Source organism: Arthrobacter sp. TmtSoilC51, assembly GCF_055388015.1.
Genome location: NZ_AP035877.1, coordinates 4,343,319 through 4,362,015, shown reverse-complemented (window position 1 = coordinate 4,362,015; position 18,697 = coordinate 4,343,319). Strand labels below are relative to the sequence as shown.

The 18,697-nt window shown below is 63.4% G+C and carries 19 protein-coding genes; 10 read left to right on the top strand and 9 right to left on the bottom strand.

The genetic code is table 11. The annotated features are described in order from the left end of the window. Position 1: 1 nt before the first annotated feature. Positions 2–838: an alpha/beta fold hydrolase gene (locus ACZ5G6_RS19855; protein WP_498687524.1), complete on the bottom strand. Its 837-nt coding sequence runs from the start codon at positions 836–838 to the stop codon at positions 2–4. 182 nt (positions 839–1,020) lie between these two features. On the opposite strand from ACZ5G6_RS19855, the gene ACZ5G6_RS19850 reads away from it, so the two are divergent. The 4 genes from ACZ5G6_RS19850 (at position 1,021) to ACZ5G6_RS19835 (ending at position 4,030) form a co-directional block, all read left to right on the top strand. Continuing rightward, on the top strand, positions 1,021–2,058 hold the full coding sequence (locus ACZ5G6_RS19850; protein ID WP_498687522.1) for an AvrD family protein: 1,038 nt from the start codon (positions 1,021–1,023) through the stop codon (positions 2,056–2,058). Further along, the gene (locus tag ACZ5G6_RS19845) at positions 2,055–3,029 is read left to right on the top strand and encodes a beta-ketoacyl-ACP synthase III (RefSeq protein WP_498687521.1); all 975 of its coding nucleotides are present in this window, start codon (positions 2,055–2,057) and stop codon (positions 3,027–3,029) included. The genes ACZ5G6_RS19850 and ACZ5G6_RS19845 overlap by 4 nt, the downstream gene beginning before the upstream one ends. Positions 3,030–3,117: 88 nt before the next feature. Further along, entirely contained in the window at positions 3,118–3,363 is a 246-nt protein-coding gene (locus ACZ5G6_RS19840) for an acyl carrier protein (RefSeq protein ID WP_498687519.1), read from the top strand. A gap of 55 nt (positions 3,364–3,418) precedes the next feature. Then, positions 3,419–4,030: a flavodoxin family protein gene (locus tag ACZ5G6_RS19835; RefSeq protein ID WP_223934522.1), complete on the top strand. Its 612-nt coding sequence runs from the start codon at positions 3,419–3,421 to the stop codon at positions 4,028–4,030. 111 nt (positions 4,031–4,141) lie between these two features. Here the strand turns inward: ACZ5G6_RS19835 and ACZ5G6_RS19830 are convergent, their stop codons facing one another. From ACZ5G6_RS19830 to ACZ5G6_RS19820, 3 genes are all read right to left on the bottom strand, one after another. Further along, on the bottom strand, positions 4,142–4,840 hold the full coding sequence (locus tag ACZ5G6_RS19830) for a thioesterase II family protein (protein ID WP_498687516.1): 699 nt from the start codon (positions 4,838–4,840) through the stop codon (positions 4,142–4,144). Positions 4,841–4,843: 3 nt separating this feature from the next. Next, entirely contained in the window at positions 4,844–5,251 is a 408-nt protein-coding gene (locus ACZ5G6_RS19825) for a winged helix-turn-helix transcriptional regulator (protein WP_223934520.1), read from the bottom strand. Positions 5,252–5,329: 78 nt separating this feature from the next. Next, positions 5,330–6,049 carry an HAD family hydrolase gene (locus tag ACZ5G6_RS19820; RefSeq protein ID WP_498687513.1) on the bottom strand — a complete coding sequence of 240 codons (720 nt, stop codon included), beginning with the start codon at positions 6,047–6,049 and terminating at the stop codon, positions 5,330–5,332. A 166-nt stretch (positions 6,050–6,215) separates the two neighbouring features. On the opposite strand from ACZ5G6_RS19820, the gene ACZ5G6_RS19815 reads away from it, so the two are divergent. The 5 genes from ACZ5G6_RS19815 to ACZ5G6_RS19795 all read left to right on the top strand — a co-directional run bounded on the left by ACZ5G6_RS19815 (position 6,216) and on the right by ACZ5G6_RS19795 (position 12,391). Then, on the top strand, positions 6,216–6,893 hold the full coding sequence (locus ACZ5G6_RS19815) for an FMN-dependent NADH-azoreductase (RefSeq protein WP_498687510.1): 678 nt from the start codon (positions 6,216–6,218) through the stop codon (positions 6,891–6,893). Between the two features lie 9 nt (positions 6,894–6,902). Next, positions 6,903–7,607 carry an AAA family ATPase gene (locus ACZ5G6_RS19810; protein ID WP_223934517.1) on the top strand — a complete coding sequence of 235 codons (705 nt, stop codon included), beginning with the start codon at positions 6,903–6,905 and terminating at the stop codon, positions 7,605–7,607. 105 nt (positions 7,608–7,712) lie between these two features. Further along, positions 7,713–8,615, top strand: a complete 903-nt coding sequence (locus ACZ5G6_RS19805; RefSeq protein ID WP_498687507.1) for a helix-turn-helix transcriptional regulator — start codon at positions 7,713–7,715, stop codon at positions 8,613–8,615. 72 nt (positions 8,616–8,687) lie between these two features. Beyond that, entirely contained in the window at positions 8,688–10,421 is a 1,734-nt protein-coding gene (locus ACZ5G6_RS19800; protein WP_223934515.1) for an ABC transporter ATP-binding protein, read from the top strand. Next, positions 10,418–12,391, top strand: a complete 1,974-nt coding sequence (locus tag ACZ5G6_RS19795) for an ABC transporter ATP-binding protein (protein ID WP_498687505.1) — start codon at positions 10,418–10,420, stop codon at positions 12,389–12,391. Before ACZ5G6_RS19800 ends, ACZ5G6_RS19795 begins: the two co-directional genes overlap by 4 nt. A 26-nt stretch (positions 12,392–12,417) precedes the next feature. On the opposite strand, the gene ACZ5G6_RS19790 is transcribed toward ACZ5G6_RS19795, so the two are convergent. Beyond that, on the bottom strand, positions 12,418–12,990 hold the full coding sequence (locus ACZ5G6_RS19790; RefSeq protein ID WP_498687503.1) for an MOSC domain-containing protein: 573 nt from the start codon (positions 12,988–12,990) through the stop codon (positions 12,418–12,420). Positions 12,991–13,080: 90 nt separating this feature from the next. Between ACZ5G6_RS19790 and ACZ5G6_RS19785 the strand changes: the two genes are divergently transcribed. Further along, positions 13,081–13,860 carry an alpha/beta fold hydrolase gene (locus tag ACZ5G6_RS19785; protein ID WP_498687502.1) on the top strand — a complete coding sequence of 260 codons (780 nt, stop codon included), beginning with the start codon at positions 13,081–13,083 and terminating at the stop codon, positions 13,858–13,860. 60 nt (positions 13,861–13,920) lie between these two features. On the opposite strand, the gene ACZ5G6_RS19780 is transcribed toward ACZ5G6_RS19785, so the two are convergent. The 4 genes from ACZ5G6_RS19780 to ACZ5G6_RS19765 form a co-directional block, all read right to left on the bottom strand. Next, positions 13,921–15,282, bottom strand: a complete 1,362-nt coding sequence (locus tag ACZ5G6_RS19780; protein WP_498687500.1) for a phenylacetate--CoA ligase family protein — start codon at positions 15,280–15,282, stop codon at positions 13,921–13,923. A 10-nt stretch (positions 15,283–15,292) separates the two neighbouring features. Further along, entirely contained in the window at positions 15,293–17,659 is a 2,367-nt protein-coding gene (locus ACZ5G6_RS19775) for a heavy metal translocating P-type ATPase (protein ID WP_498687498.1), read from the bottom strand. Between the two features lie 87 nt (positions 17,660–17,746). Next, the gene (locus tag ACZ5G6_RS19770; protein ID WP_498687496.1) at positions 17,747–18,013 is read right to left on the bottom strand and encodes an SHOCT domain-containing protein; all 267 of its coding nucleotides are present in this window, start codon (positions 18,011–18,013) and stop codon (positions 17,747–17,749) included. A 174-nt stretch (positions 18,014–18,187) separates the two neighbouring features. After that, positions 18,188–18,685, bottom strand: coding sequence for an NUDIX hydrolase (locus ACZ5G6_RS19765; RefSeq protein ID WP_498691965.1), 498 nt, complete (start codon positions 18,683–18,685; stop codon positions 18,188–18,190). Positions 18,686–18,697 lie beyond the last annotated feature (12 nt).

The following is an 18,697-nucleotide window of genomic DNA, read 5'->3' as shown; positions in this document are numbered from 1 at the left end:
ACTACTTCTTGAGGAAGGTCAGCAACGCTTCGTTGACCTCGGCACCGTGCGTCCACAACAGACCATGGGGTGCGCCCTCGATCTCCTGGTACTCGGCGCTGGGCAGTGCATTCTTGAAGCGCCGGCCCGTGACGTCGATGGGGAGGATGTTGTCCGCGGTGCCGTGAACAATCAAAGCGGGAACATCGATCTTGGGGATGTCCGCGCGGAAGTCCGTCAGCCATGTGGGCTGGGCGGCCACCGAAGCAAAGGCGCCCGACTGGCTGGCAAGGTTCCAGCTGGCGTCCACGGATTCCTGGCTGAGGCGCGCTGTCCCCAGGAACGTGTCGCTGTTGTAGAAGTTCTTGAAGAAGTCGGTAAAGAAGGCGTAGCGGTCGGCCTTGGCAGCCTCATACAGCCCGTCGAAGACATCCTGCGGAACGCCGTCCGGGTTGTCGTCCGTCTTCAGCATGAACGGCTCCAACGAACCGAGGAAGACGGCCTTCGCCACGCGGGACGAACCGTAGGTGCTGATGTAGCGTGCAACCTCTCCGGTTCCCATGGAGAAGCCAACCAACACGGCATCGTTCAGGTCCAGGGTTTCCAGGAGGGTCTTGAGATCTGCGGCGAAGGTGTCGTAGTCATAGCCCACCGTGGGCTTGCTGGATTTGCCGAAGCCACGGCGGTCGTAGGTAATGACGCGGTAGCCGGCGTCCAGGAGGGCAGCAGTTTGCTTCTCCCACGATGAACCGTCCAGCGGATACCCGTGGATAAGGACCACTGGCTGGCCCGTCCCGTGGTCCTCGTAATAGAGCTCAATCTCGGTGCTGTTTTCGTTTCCGACAGTGATGTAAGCCAAAACTCAAGTCCCTTCGTAGCGGTTCTGGGTAGAACACGTCCAGCCTACTGTCCAGGCACCCAGAGACGCTGCCCTCCAGCGCAGAGGGTGGTGTTCCCACCACCACCATCCACGGACACTGGTTGCCGGCGGCTGCGCCATGGATTCTAGGATCACCGCCGATGACGATCCTAGGAATACCCATGCCACCTGCCCTACGCTCCAGCACCAGGAGTTACGCCTCCATCGACGAACTCCTGGGCGATGGTCGCCGTCGGTTCTTCAGCCACGGCTACAAGACCACCAACCCAAAGCTGCGGGAACTCCGCGTGAACCATACGGTCTCGGAATCCACGCTCACGGCCCGCGGCGCTCTTGGCGTTGAAGGCACGTGGTCCATCAAGGGGAACTCGGAGCAAACCCCACACCTTGGCACCACGGATGTCCTTGTTTTGGCTGCCAGGATGGCGGAGGCTTTGTTGGCCAGCCGGTATTCTCCCGAACTGTTGCCTGCGGCCTACGTGGCGTCGGTGACCATCTCGGGTGGCAGCGAGCCTGTGGAAGGTTCGCTGGGCGATCTCGAATGCCGGGCGACGCTGCAGGATCTGGGACACGCTTCGGTTCTTCGGTGCTCTGTTGCGTCCATGACCGCGGTACTGGAAGTAGCCCACGAGCACGCCGAGCTCGGGCTCGCGTCAGTCCAGTCGCCGTCCGAGGAAGCTTTGGTGGGTGACGCCGGCACACGTCTCTACGGTGGGCTGTGGGCAGAACGGCAGGTCTCGCTGCTGGACGTCGTCCTGGATCCCGGTGAAGGAACCGCCCACGCGCAGCTCTCATTCCGCCAGCAGCCCTCTCTGGGCCGACGCCTGGATGACCGCCGCGGGCTGGAGGCCGCCTACCCGCAGGCGCTGTCCGCCGTCGAGTACTTTGTTGCCTCGCTGCAGCTGGGACAGGTTCTCCTGTACCGGCTCGATTCCATGAACCGCGCGGACAGCAACACATTGTGGATGCGCAAAACCCGCATCACACTCAGCGGCTCCTGCCCGAAGAATGGGGGCGGGCAGGAGACCGGCCTTGAAGTGGGGCTGCAGAAGAGCCGGTTGATCGAAAAGGACGGCGGATGGTGGCGCTGCGCTGACGTCGTAGGAACGTTCGACGGCGGCGAAGTAGTTTGCAGCGTTGCTCACCAACTGCCATCCCGGGTTGCGGCAGTGAGCGCTTCCGTGGGGGAAAAGAAATGAGTGCCGCATCTGCCGTTGTCCGGGGACTGGGTGGCGCACTGCCCAGGAAGGTGGTCACCAACGAACACCTTTCTGCTGTCATGGACACCTCCGACGAATGGATCAGGCGCAGGACGGGTATCGAGGAACGCCGCCACTCGGACGAAACGGAAAGCACCAGCGTCCTGGCCACCGCGGCCGGGCGGCGCGCCTTGGCCAGTGCCGGCGTCGATTCGGCTGGACTCTTGATTGTTGCGACCTCGACGCCGGACAAGGTCTGCCCAGCCACCGCACCCAAGGTGGCGGCGAACCTGGGGTTGAACGGCGTCGCCGCATTCGACGTGTCCGCAGTTTGCTCAGGGTTTGTCTATGCGTTGACTACCGCCACGTGGGCAATCCGTTCGGGATCCGTGGACTCGGCACTCGTAATCGGCGCGGACACCTTCACCCGACTGCTCGATCCGACGGACCGGACCACCTCGGTGATATTCGGAGACGGAGCGGGAGCGGCTTATCTGTCGGCCGGAACAGCAGACGAACCCGGGGCCATCAAGGCGTCAACGCTCCACTCCGATGGCAAGGGCGAAACGCTCATCCAAGTGCCGGAAGGTCCGGGTTCATTCTTTGAGATGCAGGGCAAGGAGGTTTTCACGCAGGCGGTCGCAGCGATGTCCGGTTCCGTGCACACCGTGCTCGCCAGCGCTGGCTGGGCTGCCGATGACGTGGATTCCTTGATTGCACACCAAGCGAACCTTCGGATCCTGAACACCGTTGCTTCCGTGACCGGCATCCCAGCATCCCGGGCCGAGGTCCACCTGGACAGGGTAGGCAATACGTCAGCCGCGTCCATTCCGTTGGCCATGACCGACGCCGGAACCAAAGGCCACAGGAGCCCCGGAGACAAGGTGGTCCTGACTGCCTTTGGCGGAGGAACCACCTGGGGAGCCATTGCCATGACATGGCCATCGATCTCGGTTGTCGACCCGCACTAGGGCCGGACACTGATTCCTGCAGGCCGGGGTGCCGTGCAGGACCACTGTGGCACCGGCTAACCCGGGCTACTTGTAAAAGGGGGAAGCAATGGAAATTACAGCTATGGACGTCGTAGAGGCGATTGGGTCCACCATGGACGAGCTCGGCCACATGGGACCGGACGACTCGTTCTCTGACCTTGACATCGATTCACTGTCACTTGTTGAAGCCGCCGTGATCCTTAGCAACAAATTCGGTGTTCGCGTGGATGAATTCGAGCTCACCGAGGCGGGCAGCGCCCGCGCCGCAGCCAGCATGGTCACCGAAAAGCTGGCCCTGCAGCCCGCTATCTAGTCACACCATCACAAGAAGACGCACAGACCACACAGTACAAACAGTAAGGACACCCATGGCCACTCCGGCGATTGCAGTTGTTTATTATTCAGGCTCGGGCCACACCAGGATCCTGGCAGACGCAGTGGTTTCCGCTGCCGCCGCCACCGGAACCACAACGGCTCTCCTGCGCGTGGATGAGCTGACCCAGGAATCCTGGGATTTCATCGACCAGGCAGACGCCATCATTTTCGGAGCCCCCACGTACATGGGAACCGCGCCATCAGCATTCCATGCGTTCGCCGAGAAGACCGCAGGCCGCTGGGCGGTGCAGAAATGGCACAACAAGCTGGGTGCCGGCTTTACCAATGCCGCCTGCAAGGCTGGTGACAAGAATTCCACCCTGGACTACTTCTCCACTTTCGCAGCCCAGCACGGCATGAACTGGATCAACCTGGGCCTGCTCCCGGGATGGAAGAGCACCAAGGGCACCGAAAACGATCTCAACCGCTTTGGCTACTTCAATGGTGCCGCCGCCCAGACATTCTCGGACGTCGGTGTGGACGGCGTGCACCCCGCAGACATCGCTACCGCCGAGCATCTGGGGCGGCGGGTTGCGGAAATGACCGCTATATTCGCCGCCGGCAAGACCGCCCTTGACCGCGAACTGGTCAGCGCGGGAGCCTAGGCCATCTCGTTTCAGGGCCACTGAAAAAGCCTGGCGACGCCCATATCCGGGCGTCGCCAGGCGTTTTCCATGGCGCCGAAGTGTTTGCGTGTCACAACCCCGGTTCAGGTGTCACAAGGGGGCATGCATGTCATAGCTGGCGTCGGCGGACAGAGTGGCTGCCACGATTGCCCTGACCTTCGGGTTGCCGATATGGAACAGATGGCCCCCTGCCGCGACATCGATCAATCGTGGCTTCTGCGCGCACCAGTCCGCCCAGCGCCGCGACTCCGAAGCCGTAACCACAGGATCATCAGAGCTGTAGAGAACTGTGGCCGGCACCTTCAACTGGCGGGCGGGCAGCCTGCCGGGATAGCTCTCCAACAATGCCAGATCCTCAAGCAGCACTTCCCGGGCCCGCTCGGACAGGGCGGTCGTGCTGAGCACGTGCTCGGACAGGGCGGTTACGGACTGCGGAGTCCCGGACCGGGCGCCGGAAGCGGCTGCCGCGGCAGCACCGGCGTCGTACATTCCCGACGGCGGCCGCGCGGCTGCGAGGAAGACGTGCAGCACCCGCCCACTGTCCTGAAGCCGAAGGGCGGACTCGAAGGCGAGCACCCCCCCCATGCTGTGGCCATAGAGCGCCAGTTGGCCCGCCTGCGAGCCTGCGATTTGTTTCGCCATGAGGGCCGCCGCGGCGCCAACGGAACGGAAATCCCTGCCGCGGTATCCCAGCTTGGTGACATGCACGCCGTCAAACCGCCAGCCAGCAAAACTGGCTGTGGTTCCGCCGGCGTGGTGCAGGCAAAACAGGTGGATGCCGGCATCCACGCGCTAGTTGAAAGCGAGCCGGTGGCGGTCGTGTTCCATGCGGGACGCGGCGACGTCGTCCATGTGTTCCTCGGCCCACTCCTTCATCTCGAAGATGATCCGCAGCAGCGAATGTCCGCGCGGAGTGAGCTCGTAGTCGGTTCGCACGGGGACGGAGACTGTCACATGCCGTAAGACCAGTCCATCCCGTTCAAGCGAGCGGAGCGTGGAGGTCAACATTTTCTGGCTTGCGCCGGGTATCCGTTTGCGGAGGTCGCTGTGGCGCTGCTGCCCGTCCTCCAAGGCGAGCATCACCAACGTGACCCACTTGCTGCTGATGGCCTCAAGCAGTTGGCGTGCCGGGCAAAGATCCAGGGACGCGTTGTAGTGCTTCCGGGCCTTCATGCGTTTCTGTTCAGCCGTGAGAGTCATATCCCCAATACTTTCCTCATCAAATGGACTGCTTGCCACAGCATACTTGGGGGTCGTTGCAGGTGGGGAACCGGTGACTCAAACCTTCACTGCGGAAGCGGGTACCAGGTCCGACGCCGGTACGGGGTCCGGAGCGTTCTGAGCCGCCGGGGTGACCAGCAGGGATTCCCCGGCCAACGCCATGAAGGGAAGATCTGAACTGTGGTCCCCATAGGCGAAGCTGCGTGACAGGTCCACCGAGAACCGGGCAGCGTGCGCTGCCACGGCCCTCGCCTTGGCGTCACCTACCAAGGCCTCCTCGATGTCGCCGGTATAGATGCCATTCGCAGCAGTAGGGAACGTGCACAGCAGCTCAAGGTGCGGCCACCGCCGTCGAACCCGTACCAAAGCTGGCTCGAACGACGCACTGACGGCCACGATGCGCCGCCCCGCCGCGGTGTGCTTGTCCAGGAGGGAAGCCACGGGTTCCAGGAAGGCCCAGCTGTCCGGTGACGCGGCCTGGAAAGCTGCCCAGCGCTCGCCGAGTTCCTGGACCTCCCTCACGCTGCGGCCCTGCCACCAGCTGAAGTAGCGGGCGTTCGTCACGGATCTTGGTACGCCGTTCCTGGCTGCAGCCCGCAGGCCCTCAAGGAAGTCCTCCGCCTCGGCTTCGCGGAAGTGGCCGGCATCGAAGCGGAGGAACTCGAAGATGGTGTTGTAGCCAGTGACGGTACCGTCGATGTCGGTGTAGGCGGCCTGGGACGGGCCACGGCGTGAGCCGCCGCTGATGCCCTGCAAGGGGTTTCCGGATTCTTCCACAGGAAGAATCCTATGGACCGCTGCGGCAATTTGAAGCCTTCCAAGGGAGGGCACTTTCAGGTGCCCTAGGCACAAAAAAGTGCGCTCTTACGCGCTGGTCCGATGTCCATGAGGATCGAATGCGGGGCACAAAGCGTCCCCGCAGCAAAGCCTCGAAAGGAAGCCAATGCCTACTATCCTCCACATCAATGCCTCTCCCCGCTACGCCAACAGCGACTCCCTGCGGTTGGCCCGGCACTTCATCGACTCCGTGCAGGCTGCCGGTCCGGAGAGCTTTGAGCTGGAGACCCTGAACTTGTTCGACGACGGTGCGTTGCCTGTTTTCGGTCGGATCGCGGCCGCCGCCAAGATGGCTGTCTTCACCGGACAGGACCAGACGCCGGAGCAGGTTGCCGCTTGGGAGTCCGCCCGCGCTGTCTTCGATCAGTTCGCTGCAGCCGATGCATACGTCTTCAACATCCCCATGTGGAACTCGGGCGTCCCCTACGTGCTGAAGCAGTGGATCGACATCATCACCCAGCCCGGCTGGAGCTTCGGCTTTGACCCGGAGCAGGGCTACCGCGGACTCATGGAAGGCAAGCAGGCCCTTGCGATCCACACCAGCGGGGTTTACGCTCCGGGTGTTCCGGCCGCTTTCGGATCCGACTTCAGCAGCACCTTCTTCGCTGACTGGCTGAACTTTGTGGGCATCGAGGACGCAACGCAGGTCCGCTTCGCTCCCACGGTCCTCAATGGCGACGTCGATGGCACGCGCCAGGTTGCAGAAGCGGACCTGAGCGATGCTGCAATCGAGTTCGCAGGCAAGCTCAGCGCCGCGGGTACCCTCCAGCTCGTCAACGACTAGGAGCTCCTTGTGCGCATCGGCATTTCGGGTACCTATTCGTCGGGCAAGACGTTCACGTCCATGGCCTTGTCCCACTACACGGGGTTGCCCCGCACCAAGGCCAGGACCATGCGGGAAATCCTGCCCGAAGCCGCACCTGGCAAAACCCTCGAGGAATGCACCGCCGCGGAGCTCATCCAGATGATCGTGACCCGTCACGTGGAGCGTGCAGTGTACGAGGACAAGCTCTCGGCCGGTTTCATCTCCGACGGTTCATCGCTGCAGGAATGGATCTACGGGTCCGTGCGGGTTTCCCTCGGGCTGAACCCCAGTGCATCAGCACACCTGGCGGCGGGGGAGAGCGTGGAGAAGACTCCGGAACTGGCATTCTTCGAAGAGGTGATGACCAGTCTGGGCAACAGTTTCAAGACGCACGTAAAGAACTCATTCGATGTGTTCGTGCACCTGAAGAACGAGCTTCCGCTTTCTGCTGATGGACACCGCCCGGTCAACGATCAATTCCGGAACATGTCGGATGAGATCCTGCAGCAAACCATGGACGAGTTGGGGATCCCCTTCCATGTTGTGTCCGGTTCCGTGCAGGAGCGTCTGGTCCAGATTGCTTCCCTGTTCAACCTTGAGCCGCGGATGAGTCCCCAGGACGCCACACGCCTGGCAGCAGAGGAATACGCGCAGCTGGACGTCCGCTCCGAACGTGAGCGGGTCCTGCAGTAACAGGAAACATCCGCCTGGATCCTGCTCACCGGTTCGTCCGGCCAACCGCTGCGCCGTAGCTGCACAGCGGTTGGCCGGACGCTCGTCTTTTCACTGGAGACCACATTGCCAACCGACCAGCCCCTTTTCAATCAAGCCCGCTCCAACCACGCCCGCCTCGGCGAGTTCTTCCGCACGCGCCGGGAGCAGACCCGTCCGGAAGATGTCGGGTTACCAGTCAGCCCACGACGCCGGACGCCCGGACTCAGGCGCGAAGAGGTGGCCGTCCTGGCCAATGTTGGTGTCTCCTGGTACACGTGGCTGGAGCAGGGGCGGGCCATCGGCGCCTCGGAGGAAATCCTCGATGCCATTTCGAACGCACTGCTGCTTAGCCATGAGGACCGGACCTACGTACGACGCCTTGCGTACGGGCGCCGTTCGGGCCCTGCCGGCAACGCGGTCAGCACGGCTGGCGGTCCGACGTTGGGCCATGCCGCCGGTCACAACTTCGACGTCGACGACGCCCAGCTCGCCCTGCTGCAGCAGCTGGTGGATGCCATAGCGAATCCCAGCTACATCGCTGACCCTTTCTGGACAGTCGTGGCCATGAATTCCGCCGCCGCGGAAACCTTCGATACCCGTGTGGGCGAGAGCTGCCTCCAACGCTTCTTTACCGATCCGGAGCTTGCCCGCCCACACGTGCACAAGGAGATGATGGCCCGCTCCATGGTGGCCCAGTTCCGGGCGCAATCGGCCAACTTCCCGGATGATCACCGTTTCGATGCCATGGCACGCGGCCTATGCCAGGTCTCGGAAGCCTTCCGGGAATTATGGCAACGGCAAGTGGTTGGCGATTCGTACCATGTGGATGTTGTGTATGACCACCCGGCGGTAGGCCGCCTCAGCTTTGCTCCCATGGTGCTGGGTGTCCCGCAGTTCCGTGCCCTCCGCCTTTTCACGTACCTGCCTAAAAGCGGAACCGGAACGCAGGCTGCCCTGCAAGGTTTGAACAGGAAAGCAGTGGTCTGAGATTCCCTCTAGTTGCCCACAGCAACCAGACGTAAACTGGCCTTCGGTTCACTACCTTGGTTCGGAGTGCGCATGCTTTGGAAGGTTCTAATCCGGTTCCTGAAACCGCACCAGCGGTTGCTGATCGCCGTCGTCGTTTTTCAATTGGCGCAATCCATCGCCTCGCTTTACCTGCCTACGCTCAACGCCGACATCATCGATAACGGCGTCGCCACCGGCGATACCGACTACATCCTGCGCATGGGCGGCCTCATGCTGCTGATCACCCTGCTGCAGATCGCGTGTGCAGTGGTGGCCGTGTACTTTGGCGCGAAGGCAGCCATGGGAATGGGCCGCGACCTGAGGGACGCCATCTTTGGCAGGGTGGGGGAGTTCTCCGAGCAGGAGGTCACAAAGTTCGGGGCGCCGTCCCTGATTACCCGATCCACCAACGATGTCCAACAAGTGCAGCAACTGGTCCTCATGTCCTGCACGCTGATGGTTGCGGCCCCCATGCTCAGCATCGGCGGCGTGATCATGGCCGTGCGCCAGGACGCCCAACTGTCCTGGCTGATCGCCGTGTGCGTGCCCGTTTTGCTCGTGGCCGTCGGGCTGATCGTGACCCGGATGGTGCCGTTGTTCCGCAAAATGCAGGTCCGGATCGACGCCGTCAACCGTGTCCTGCGCGAGCAACTCACAGGCATCCGGGTGGTCCGGGCGTTCGTCCGGGAGGATATGGAGACCTCCCGGTTTGGCCGGGCGAACGACGACGTCACTGACGTCGCGCTGCGTGCAGGCCGTTTGATGGCGCTCATGTTCCCCGTGGTCATGTTGGTCATGAACATCTCCAGTGTGGCGGTGATCTGGTTCGGCTCCTTCCGGATCGAGGACGGTTCCATGCAGGTAGGCACGCTGATCGCTTTCCTCAGCTACCTCATGCAAATCCTGATGTCCGTCATGATGGCCACTTTCATGGCCGTGATGATCCCGCGCGCGTCCGTTTCTGCTGACAGGATCGGGGAGGTGCTGGAGACCGCCTCCAGCGTCCAGCCGCCGTCGAATCCTGTTACCGGCGGTATCCGCCGAGGCGAACTGGAGATGCGCGACGTCGGATTCGCCTACCCGGGTGCCGAGCAGCCGGTGCTCAGCGGCGTCACCTTCACAGCCCAGGCCGGCCAGACCACGGCGATCATTGGCAGCACCGGCGCAGGTAAGACCACCTTGGTGAACCTCATGCCGCGGCTGTTCGACGCCACCGCAGGAGCGGTTCGCATGGATGGCGTGGACATCCGCGAGCTGCATCCGGACTTGCTGTGGGGGCACATTGGCCTGGTGCCCCAACGGCCCTATCTCTTCTCAGGCACCGTTCGCAGCAACCTCCAGTACGGCAAACCCGATGCCAGCGATGACGAACTGTGGCAGGCCCTTTCAGTGGCCCAGGCACGGGACTTTGTTGAAGAGATGGAAGGTGGACTGGATGCACCCATCTCGCAGGGCGGCACCAATGTTTCCGGCGGGCAGCGACAACGCCTGGCCATCGCCCGGGCACTGGTGAAACAGCCGGAGCTCTACATTTTCGACGATTCGTTTTCCTCCCTGGACACTGCCACCGACGCCCGCCTCCGGCAGGCCCTCAAGCACCACACCAACGGCGCAACGCTGGTAATCATCGCCCAGCGCGTCTCCAGTATCGCGGACGCGGACCAGATACTAGTGCTCGACGACGGCAGGATCGTCGGGCAGGGAACGCACGATGAGCTGTTGGAGACTTCCGAAACTTACAGGGAAATCGTGTCCTCCCAGCTTGCGGCGGAGGAAGCGGCATGAGCGCCATGGCAGCGGGTCAACGCGGACCACAGCGCCCGCCGATGGGGCCCGGACGCGGTGGTCCGTTCGCGGGCATGAGCATTCCGGCCGAGAAGGCCTCCAACTTTGGTGCCTCCGCCCGCAGGCTCTTGGGGACCCTGCGGCCTGAACGGTTCTGGCTGACACTCGTGGTGGTCTTCGCAGTGGTCAGCGTTACTTTGTCGGTGATCGGACCCAGGCTGCTCGGCGAAGGAACCAACCTCATCTTCGCCGGCGTCGTGTCCAAACAACTGCCGGCAGGGGTCTCCAAAGCCCAAGTGATCGCCGGCCTGCGAGCCTCCGGCGAGAACAACAAGGCCGACATGCTGAGCGCCATGGACCTGACACCCGGTATCGGAATCGACTTCGGTGCACTGTCCTCCGTGCTGCTCTGGGTGCTGGCGCTGTATGTCCTGGCCTCAGCGTTCGGTTGGATGCAGGCGTACGTGCTCAACGGCGTCGTGCAGCGCACCGTATACCGCCTCCGCGAGCGGATCGAGGCGAAAATCCATCGGCTTCCCCTGCGCTATTTCGATTCCATCCAGCGCGGTGAGCTGCTCAGCCGGGTGACCAACGACGTCGACAACATCTCCCAAAGCCTGCAGCAATCCATCAGCCAGGTGGTCTCTTCGCTGCTGACTGTGCTGGGCGTACTGGTGATGATGTTCCTGCTCTCGCCCCTGCTGGCCCTGATTGCGTTGGTGACCATCCCGCTCACCCTGGGGACCACGATGGTGATTGCCAAACGCTCACAGAAACTGTTCGTCGCGCAATGGAAAAACACCGGCGAGCTCAACGGGCAGATCGAGGAAACCTACACCGGACACGCGCTGGTGAAGGTTTTTGGCCGCCAAAACGAAGTCCAGGAGAAGTTCAGGGCCAAGAACACCGAGCTGTTCGAGGCGAGCTTCGGGGCACAGTTCGTGAGTGGCCTGATCATGCCGGCCATGACCTTCATCGGAAACCTTGTGTATGTGGGCATCGCCGTGGTGGGCGGCCTGCAGGTGGCCTCAGGCGCGATGCAGTTGGGTGACGTGCAGGCCTTCATCCAGTACTCACGGCAATTCACCATGCCGTTGGCGCAGCTCGGTTCCATGGCCAACCTGCTGCAGTCCGGTGTTGCCTCGGCGGAGCGGGTGTTTGATCTGCTGGATGAGGAAGAGGAATCCGCGGAACCTGTTTCCGGTACGTCCAGGGGCGCGGCGCGTGGTCGGCTCGTGTTCGAGAATGTGTCCTTCCGGTACCTGCCCGACAAGCCGCTGATCACGGACCTCAGCCTTGTGGCTGAGCCCGGCCAGAGCATTGCCATCGTGGGGCCGACGGGTGCGGGCAAGACCACCCTGGTGAACCTCATGATGCGCTTCTACGAGCTCGACGCCGGGCGAATCACCCTCGACGACGTGGATATCGCCTCCATGTCACGGCAGGAGCTGCGCTCACGGATGGGCATGGTCCTGCAGGATACCTGGCTTTTCGGTGGGACTATTCGCGACAACATCGCGTATGGGCGGCCTACTGCTTCCGAATCCGAGATCCTTGAGGCTGCCCAGGCCACCTATGTGGACCGGTTCGTTCGTTCGCTTCCCGAGGGCTATGACACATTGCTCGATGACGAAGGCGGCAACGTCTCAGCCGGCGAGAAGCAGTTGCTTACCATCGCCCGGGCCTTCTTGTCCCGCCCGTCCGTGCTGATCCTGGATGAGGCGACCAGCTCGGTGGATACCCGCACCGAGGTCCTGGTGCAGAAAGCCATGAATGCGCTGCGCTCGGACCGGACCAGTTTCGTCATCGCACACCGGCTTTCCACCATCCGCGACGCCGATCTCATCCTGGTGATGGAATCCGGGCAGATCGTGGAACAGGGGACTCACTCTGAGCTGCTCGCCGCTGGTGGGGCGTATTCGAGGCTGTACGAGGCGCAGTTCGCGGCATCGGCGGCTGAAGAGGTGTGAGCCCTTGGTTTTCGGCGCCACGGGAATCAAGGGAGCCGTGACGGCCTCAGGACCGAGGCCTCGCCCGCGCGGGATGGGTCCAATGGCACTGGACTTACCAAGACGGCAGGTCCGCGGTGCAGGAGACCGCTGGAAATCACCTGGCATCTGACGCCACCCCTGCCCCGCATGGCTTTGTGCGCCCCCGGCGCCAGCATCTGGTCCATCCAGGCGCAGGGATGTGCTGGCCTGCCTGCCTTTAGCCGGACGGAGTCCCCGCCAGACTCCAGAGTGAACTCATGCCCCAACAAGGGGGCCAACTCGGCTCCGCGCAGCACTACGTTTCGCCGGGTTACCAAAGGATCGAAAGGCCCTGCATCCAGTTCAGAGGCGATGGTCTCAAGTGCTTCCACAGCGAATACGGTCACGGCGGCGTCCATGTGGGCTGCCTTGCCGAAGAACCTGTCCCCGACGATGCCCTTGCCGGCAACAAGCTGGGCCTGCTCAGCGTCCGTCGTCGGAACGTCCGCAGCGCCTTCGCGGGCACGGCCAAAATAGGCGTGCGCCGACGACACCAAAAGATGCAGAACCTCAACGTCGTACCTGTACTCAGCGGTCATCTTTCAACGCTAGCGCCTCGAGGCTTCGTGCGGCAGCGCCCTATGCCCCAGGCCACAGCGCAAAGTTCACCGCGAAGATAAAGTGGCACAGTGAACTTTGCCCTGGCCCCTGATGGTGCTGAACTCGCCTGGACGTCCGAAGGCCACGGCGAACCAATGCTATTGATAGCCGGCCAAGCGACCGCCATGGACGGTTGGGGCCCGACGGCGGAGCTTTTGTCCCGCTGTTACCGCGTCATCCGCTTTGATCACCGAGGCATAGGCAGCAGCGGCAAGGGGGACGCCGAGCGGTACACGACGAGGCTGATGGCGGCAGATGCAGCCGCGGTCCTTGAAGCTGCAGGCGTTGATTTAGCACACGTGTACGGCCACTCCATGGGTGGCCGCGTAGCGCAATGGTTGGCCATCGACTACCCACGGAAAGTACGGACATTGATCCTCGCCGCCACCAGCGGAGGGAAGTGGCCAGGTGAGGGCACCCAGCCGGAGAGGGCTGCCCTGGAAGCCCTGGTCAGCGGCGATATGTCCCGGCTCGAGCCGCTGTTCTTCGACGCTGACTGGGTGCGGAACAATCCGGAGGCAACCCACACCTTCTTCAATTCAAAAGCATCCGCGTGGGCGAAGGCACGCCATTTCAACGCCAGCCGCGAGCACGATGCCTGGAATGAGCTCGGCGCCATCACAGCCCCGACGCTCATCGTTCACGGCGCCGACGACGTCCTGACTCCGCTGCCCAACGCGCTGCTGCTGCGTGAACACATCAGCCGTTCGGTGCTGGTTCGCGTTCCCGGCGCGGGGCATGGGTTGCATCTCGACCGTCCTGAGACGGTCCAGTGGATCAGGCAGTTCATCTCACGGAAGAGCGCCTAGCTGGCGAGAAGCATCTTGCTTGATGTTGGTCCGGGGCGTGAATCGCAACGCTGCGGGCTCTTATGGTGCGGTTTTCATTGCGTGTACGAAAGGGGCCTTGCCGAGCGCTGTTCTTTCGAGCCTGTCCACGATTCTTACGTCCACGTCTGTCTGTACCACGCCGGCTTCGGTTAGGGCGGTGTTCAGGCGGGCGCGAATTGCCTCTTGTGAGTTTCCAGGGGCAAGACCGGCCAAGAGGACGCGCAGCTTGCCAGGTTCCTGGATGACTTGCCATCCTGCGAGAACTGCCTGGTCCAGCACGTCGTGGAACACGATGGGATGGACGGTGGCAGCTCCTTTCGTGCCAGGCAGGTGCAGGATGTCTTCGAGCCTGCCTTCGATGTCGTCCATGAGCGTGAAGGAGCGGCCGCAGGGGCAGCCGCGGCTGCCAAGGCGGACGGTGTCGGACATTTCGTAGCGGATCAGCGGGAGGGTGCGTGAGAACAGGACGGTCACGAGGAGCTTTGCGCCGGTGGTTCCCGGCGGCACGGGGCTTCCGTCCTGGTCCACCGGTTCGATGATCAGCAGATCTTCATGGACGTGGCGGTTCCTGAACTTGCAGGGGGAGGCGATACCTGCCGTTTCCGTCGCAGCGTAGACGTTGAAGGGCGCGGTTCCCCAAGCCGCCTCCAGTTCGACTGCGGTCTGCGGGGTGAGTACTTCGGAGGTAGACATCACGCCATGGGGGAAGATGTGCAGCCGTCCGGCGTGCTGTTCCGCGGCGAGGGGTTTGAGTGCTGAGGCGTAGCCGACCAGGATCCTGGGCTGGAACCGGTTCAGAGCGGCGACGGTGTCTTTGATGGGGTCGGTGACGTCCAGCCGGAGCGTGGGGACGAGCCTGGAATGCAGCGAGGCCCCGACGACGGCAGATTGGTGCGTGGGGACCCGGGAGCTGACCAGCGCCACTTTCACTGGCAAGGGCGGTCCGGCGGAGATCTCGGCCCAGTCGTTTGCCCGCGCGTAGGAGGCCAGGACGGTGCCCCATTCGGAGCGGTTCCAGACGAAGGTTCCGCGCCGGCCGGTGGTCCCTGCCGTGGCCGCCGCCCACCACTGGCCCCGCCAGGGCACTCCGGGGTCTCCGCCCTGTTCGGTTAATGACTTCAGGTGGGTTTCAATGTCCGCCAGCCTGAGTGCCGGTGTGGTGATGGCCTCGTCGAAGTGTTCCATCAGATCTGCCTTGGTTACAGTCGGCAGCTGGTTCAGGGGCGCGTCACGCAGGCCGGCGTGATGGCGCCGATAGAACTCCGACCCAGCGTAGGCGGCCTGGCGCAGCTCCTGCAGGGCGTGGTCCTGGTGTTGGATGATCCGGGCGGCGTCCCACCGGTCCCGCTTGCGCCACGAGGCCCGCAGGAACAGCACCCTGGAGACGAGGCGGAGGTCCATGGCCTGGGGACTAACGGTTGCCGGCTGGGGCCAACGGACGGTTCGGGCGGACAGGGATGGCCTCGGGCGTTTCGGGGCGGGGCAGCCTGAGCCTTTTGAGCAGCAGGGCGTTGACGGCGACCAGGAAGCTGGAACCCGACATCGACAGTGCCGCGATCTCCGGGCTGAGGACGATCCCGGCGAACGCGAACACCCCTGCGGCGATCGGCAGCGCTATTGCGTTGTACCCCACTGCCCAGCCCAGATTCTGGCGCATCTTCCGCAAAGTTCCTTTGCCGATCCGCAGCGCGATGGGGACATCCAGCGGGTCCGAGCGCATCAGTACGACGTCGGCCGTTTCAATCGCCACGTCCGTGCCGGCGCCGATAGCGATGCCGAGGTCAGCCTGGGCCAGGGCGGGAGCGTCGTTGACGCCGTCCCCAACCATGGAGACCTTCTTCCCTGCCTGTTGCAGTTGGGCGATCTTGGCTGACTTGTCCCCTGGCAGCACTTCGGCGATTACGTTGTCGATGCCGAGCCGGCCGGCGATCCGTTGCGCGGTGGCTTCGTTGTCGCCCGTAAGCATGACCACCTCGATCCCGGCGTCGTGCAAGGCAGCAATCGCCGCTGGCGCGGTTTCCCTTGGGGCGTCCGCCAGGGCAATCACTGCCGCAGCGCGGCCATCGACGGCGACGAGCACGGCGGTCCGACCGGTTCCCGCCAGATCACTGCGTACCGCGGCGAGGCGGCCGAGGTCTATGTTCCCGTCGGCCATGAGTTTGCGGTTGCCAACCAGGACCCGGCGTCCGTCTACGGTTGCACCGGCGCCGTGGCCGGGAACGCTCAGGAAGTCGCTGGAGTCCAGGGCGGCGGCTCCGTGTTCCCGGGCGTGCCGGACCACTGCTGCGGCGAGGGGGTGTTCGGATTCCTTTTCCACGGCGGCGACCAAGGCCAGTAGGTCTCCTTGGTCGATGCCGTCGACGACGACGTCGGTGACTTCCGGTTCGCCCTTGGTCAGGGTCCCGGTTTTATCCATCACAACGGTGTCGATCCGTGCGGAGACCTCCAAGGCGGTGGCGTTCTTGAACAGGACGCCGCGTTTCGCGCCGAGCCCGGTGCCAACCATGATGGCCGTTGGTGTGGCCAGGCCGAGCGCGTCGGGGCAGGTGATGACGACGACGGTGATGGCGAACAGCATGGCCGCTTGGAGCCCAGCGCCGACGGCGAGCCAGACCGCGAAAGTCACCGTGCCGCCGATCAGGGCCACCAGGACCAGCCAGAACGCAGCCCGGTCGGCCAGCCGCTGGCCTGGGGCTTTGGAGTTCTGGGCTTCCTGGACGAGGGCGACGATCCGGGCCAGGGCGGTGTCCGCTCCGACCTTGGTGGCCCGGACCCGCATGGTGCCGGTGGTGTTGATGGACGCGCCGATCACTTCCGATCCGATGGTCTTGGTTACCGGCAGGCTTTCCCCAGTGACCATGGACTCATCGACCTCTGAATGGCCTTCTTCGACTTGGCCGTCGACGGGGATTTTGGATCCTGGCCGGATCAGCAGCAGGTCCCCCACCTGGACGTCGGAGGTGGGGATCTCGATCATCTCGCCGTCGCGGATAACGACCGCAACTGGAGGTGCGAGCTCGAGCAGGGTGCGGATGGCCTCGTTCGCCCCGCCGCGTGCGCGCATCTCGAACCAGTGGCCCAGCAGCACGAAGGCGGCCAGGACTGTCGCGGCTTCATAGAACACTTCTCCGCCGCCGGTGAGGGTGACCCAGGCGCTGTACAGCCAGCCCGTGCCGACGGCGATCGCCACCAGCACCATCATGTCCAGCGTGCCGGCTTTCAGTGCCCGCCAGGCGCCGTCGAAGAAGATCCAGGCCGAGTAGAAGATGACCGGCAGGGACAGGATCAGGCCCATGACGTCATCGCGGAGCCCGAACGGTGTTGGGGCCGTGAAGCCCAGCATGTCCCGGCCCATCGGGGACCAGAGCGTCACGCCGATGGACAACAAGGCGGCAACCAGGAAACGGTTGCGCATGTCCTTGACCATGTCATCCATCGACATCCCGGCGTGGTGTCCGCCGTGACCCATCATCTCCTGCGGGGTTCCGTCCATCGGGTAGCACACGTGCTCCGGAACCGAAACGCCTCGGCAGTGGTATCCGCAGTCCCGGACCCATCCGGAGATCTGCTCCTCGGATGTCAGGGACGGGTCAAACTTCACGGTCGCGGTCTGGGCGACGGGATTCGCGTCGACTGCCGCGACTCCTGGCCGCCGCAGCAGCACGTGCTCGATGACTGCTTTGGAGGTTGCCCAGTGCTGGCCGCGTACCTCCACAACAGTGCTCTTCAACGTAGCGCTCAATGCTCCGTGGGCGGTGGTCTTCGGGTCAGCTGTCATGGCTGGTCCTTTCGCAGAGTTGTCCGAGCGGGCAGCCGGGGTTTTCACCCGGTGCCGGACGTTCACTGCGTGGGGGCGAGTTGCCGTTCACTGGGGCGCGGCGCGTCCGCGGCGCAGTGCCGCCAGCCGTGCCGTGTATTCGTTTTCATCGATTTCCCCGCGGGCAAACCGTTCTGCGAGCAGGTCCTCGGCGATGCCGTGACCTTGCGCTACGCCCTCGTGCCGCCGGCCGCCAGCTCCCGTGGAGCGGGCGAAAAAGACGATCGCGGTGATGATAGCGCCCCAGAACAAGACGAAGCTCAGGACCATCAGCACGTAGCCCCAGCCGCCCATGTCTCCGCCCCAGTACATCATCCGCCCGACCTCCTGCACCCAAACCGTCCAGTATTCCTACCGTTCACTATCCTTCCCGGAGCTGTGGGGCGTCAGAGTCTTAGGTCCCGGATGCCCGGGTGGGGTGCGGGCTCCGGACGCCGGCCGCCCGGCACCACCTCAGCACCCGGCCATCGCGGCCTGGGTGCAGTCGGGTCAGGCGTTGGTGGCGCCGTCGTTGGGTTCTTCACGAAGGTGCCGGACCAAAGCGTCCACAATAGGCAGCTGCCCTTTGACGAGCTTTGTCCGGGCCGTGGTTTCCCGAAACCAACGGGCGTCGTCTATCTCAGGGAATTCCTTGATGGAGCCGGACCCCTTGGGCCATTCCATGGGAAAGGTATTGCTGACGATTTCATCGGGCTGGAAGGAGCCTGCCTCTGCTGCGAAAATTGTGATGAGTTTGCCTGAGGGTTGTTTGAAAACCCCCAATAACTGGTAGCCGCCAGGTGGCGGTGGAGTACCAATTTCCTCGGCGAATTCGCGTCGGGCAGCAATCAGCGGGTCTTCATCCTCAAGGTATTCACCCTTGGGAATTGACCAGGCATGCTCATCCTTGTGCGCCCAAAAAGGTCCTCCCATGTGGGCAATCCAAAGCTCCAACTCTCCAGTGGAACCTGCCCGGTAGAGCAGGATTCCGGCGCTGCGAATGGTGATATGACCTCCCGA

Excerpts from the sequence above, each read along its gene's own strand:
- ACZ5G6_RS19850 (WP_498687522.1), top strand. The coding sequence starts at position 1,021 with ATGCCACCTGCCCTACGCTCCAGCACCAGGAGTTACGCCTCCATCGAC.
- ACZ5G6_RS19845 (WP_498687521.1), top strand. The coding sequence starts at position 2,055 with ATGAGTGCCGCATCTGCCGTTGTCCGGGGACTGGGTGGCGCACTGCCC.
- ACZ5G6_RS19840 (WP_498687519.1), top strand. The coding sequence starts at position 3,118 with ATGGAAATTACAGCTATGGACGTCGTAGAGGCGATTGGGTCCACCATG.
- ACZ5G6_RS19835 (WP_223934522.1), top strand. The coding sequence starts at position 3,419 with ATGGCCACTCCGGCGATTGCAGTTGTTTATTATTCAGGCTCGGGCCAC.
- ACZ5G6_RS19825 (WP_223934520.1), bottom strand. The coding sequence starts at position 5,251 with ATGACTCTCACGGCTGAACAGAAACGCATGAAGGCCCGGAAGCACTAC.
- ACZ5G6_RS19815 (WP_498687510.1), top strand. The coding sequence starts at position 6,216 with ATGCCTACTATCCTCCACATCAATGCCTCTCCCCGCTACGCCAACAGC.
- ACZ5G6_RS19800 (WP_223934515.1), top strand. The coding sequence starts at position 8,688 with ATGCTTTGGAAGGTTCTAATCCGGTTCCTGAAACCGCACCAGCGGTTG.
- ACZ5G6_RS19795 (WP_498687505.1), top strand. The coding sequence starts at position 10,418 with ATGAGCGCCATGGCAGCGGGTCAACGCGGACCACAGCGCCCGCCGATG.
- ACZ5G6_RS19790 (WP_498687503.1), bottom strand. The coding sequence starts at position 12,990 with ATGACCGCTGAGTACAGGTACGACGTTGAGGTTCTGCATCTTTTGGTG.
- ACZ5G6_RS19780 (WP_498687500.1), bottom strand. The coding sequence starts at position 15,282 with ATGGACCTCCGCCTCGTCTCCAGGGTGCTGTTCCTGCGGGCCTCGTGG.
- ACZ5G6_RS19775 (WP_498687498.1), bottom strand. The coding sequence starts at position 17,659 with ATGACAGCTGACCCGAAGACCACCGCCCACGGAGCATTGAGCGCTACG.
- ACZ5G6_RS19770 (WP_498687496.1), bottom strand. The coding sequence starts at position 18,013 with ATGATGTACTGGGGCGGAGACATGGGCGGCTGGGGCTACGTGCTGATG.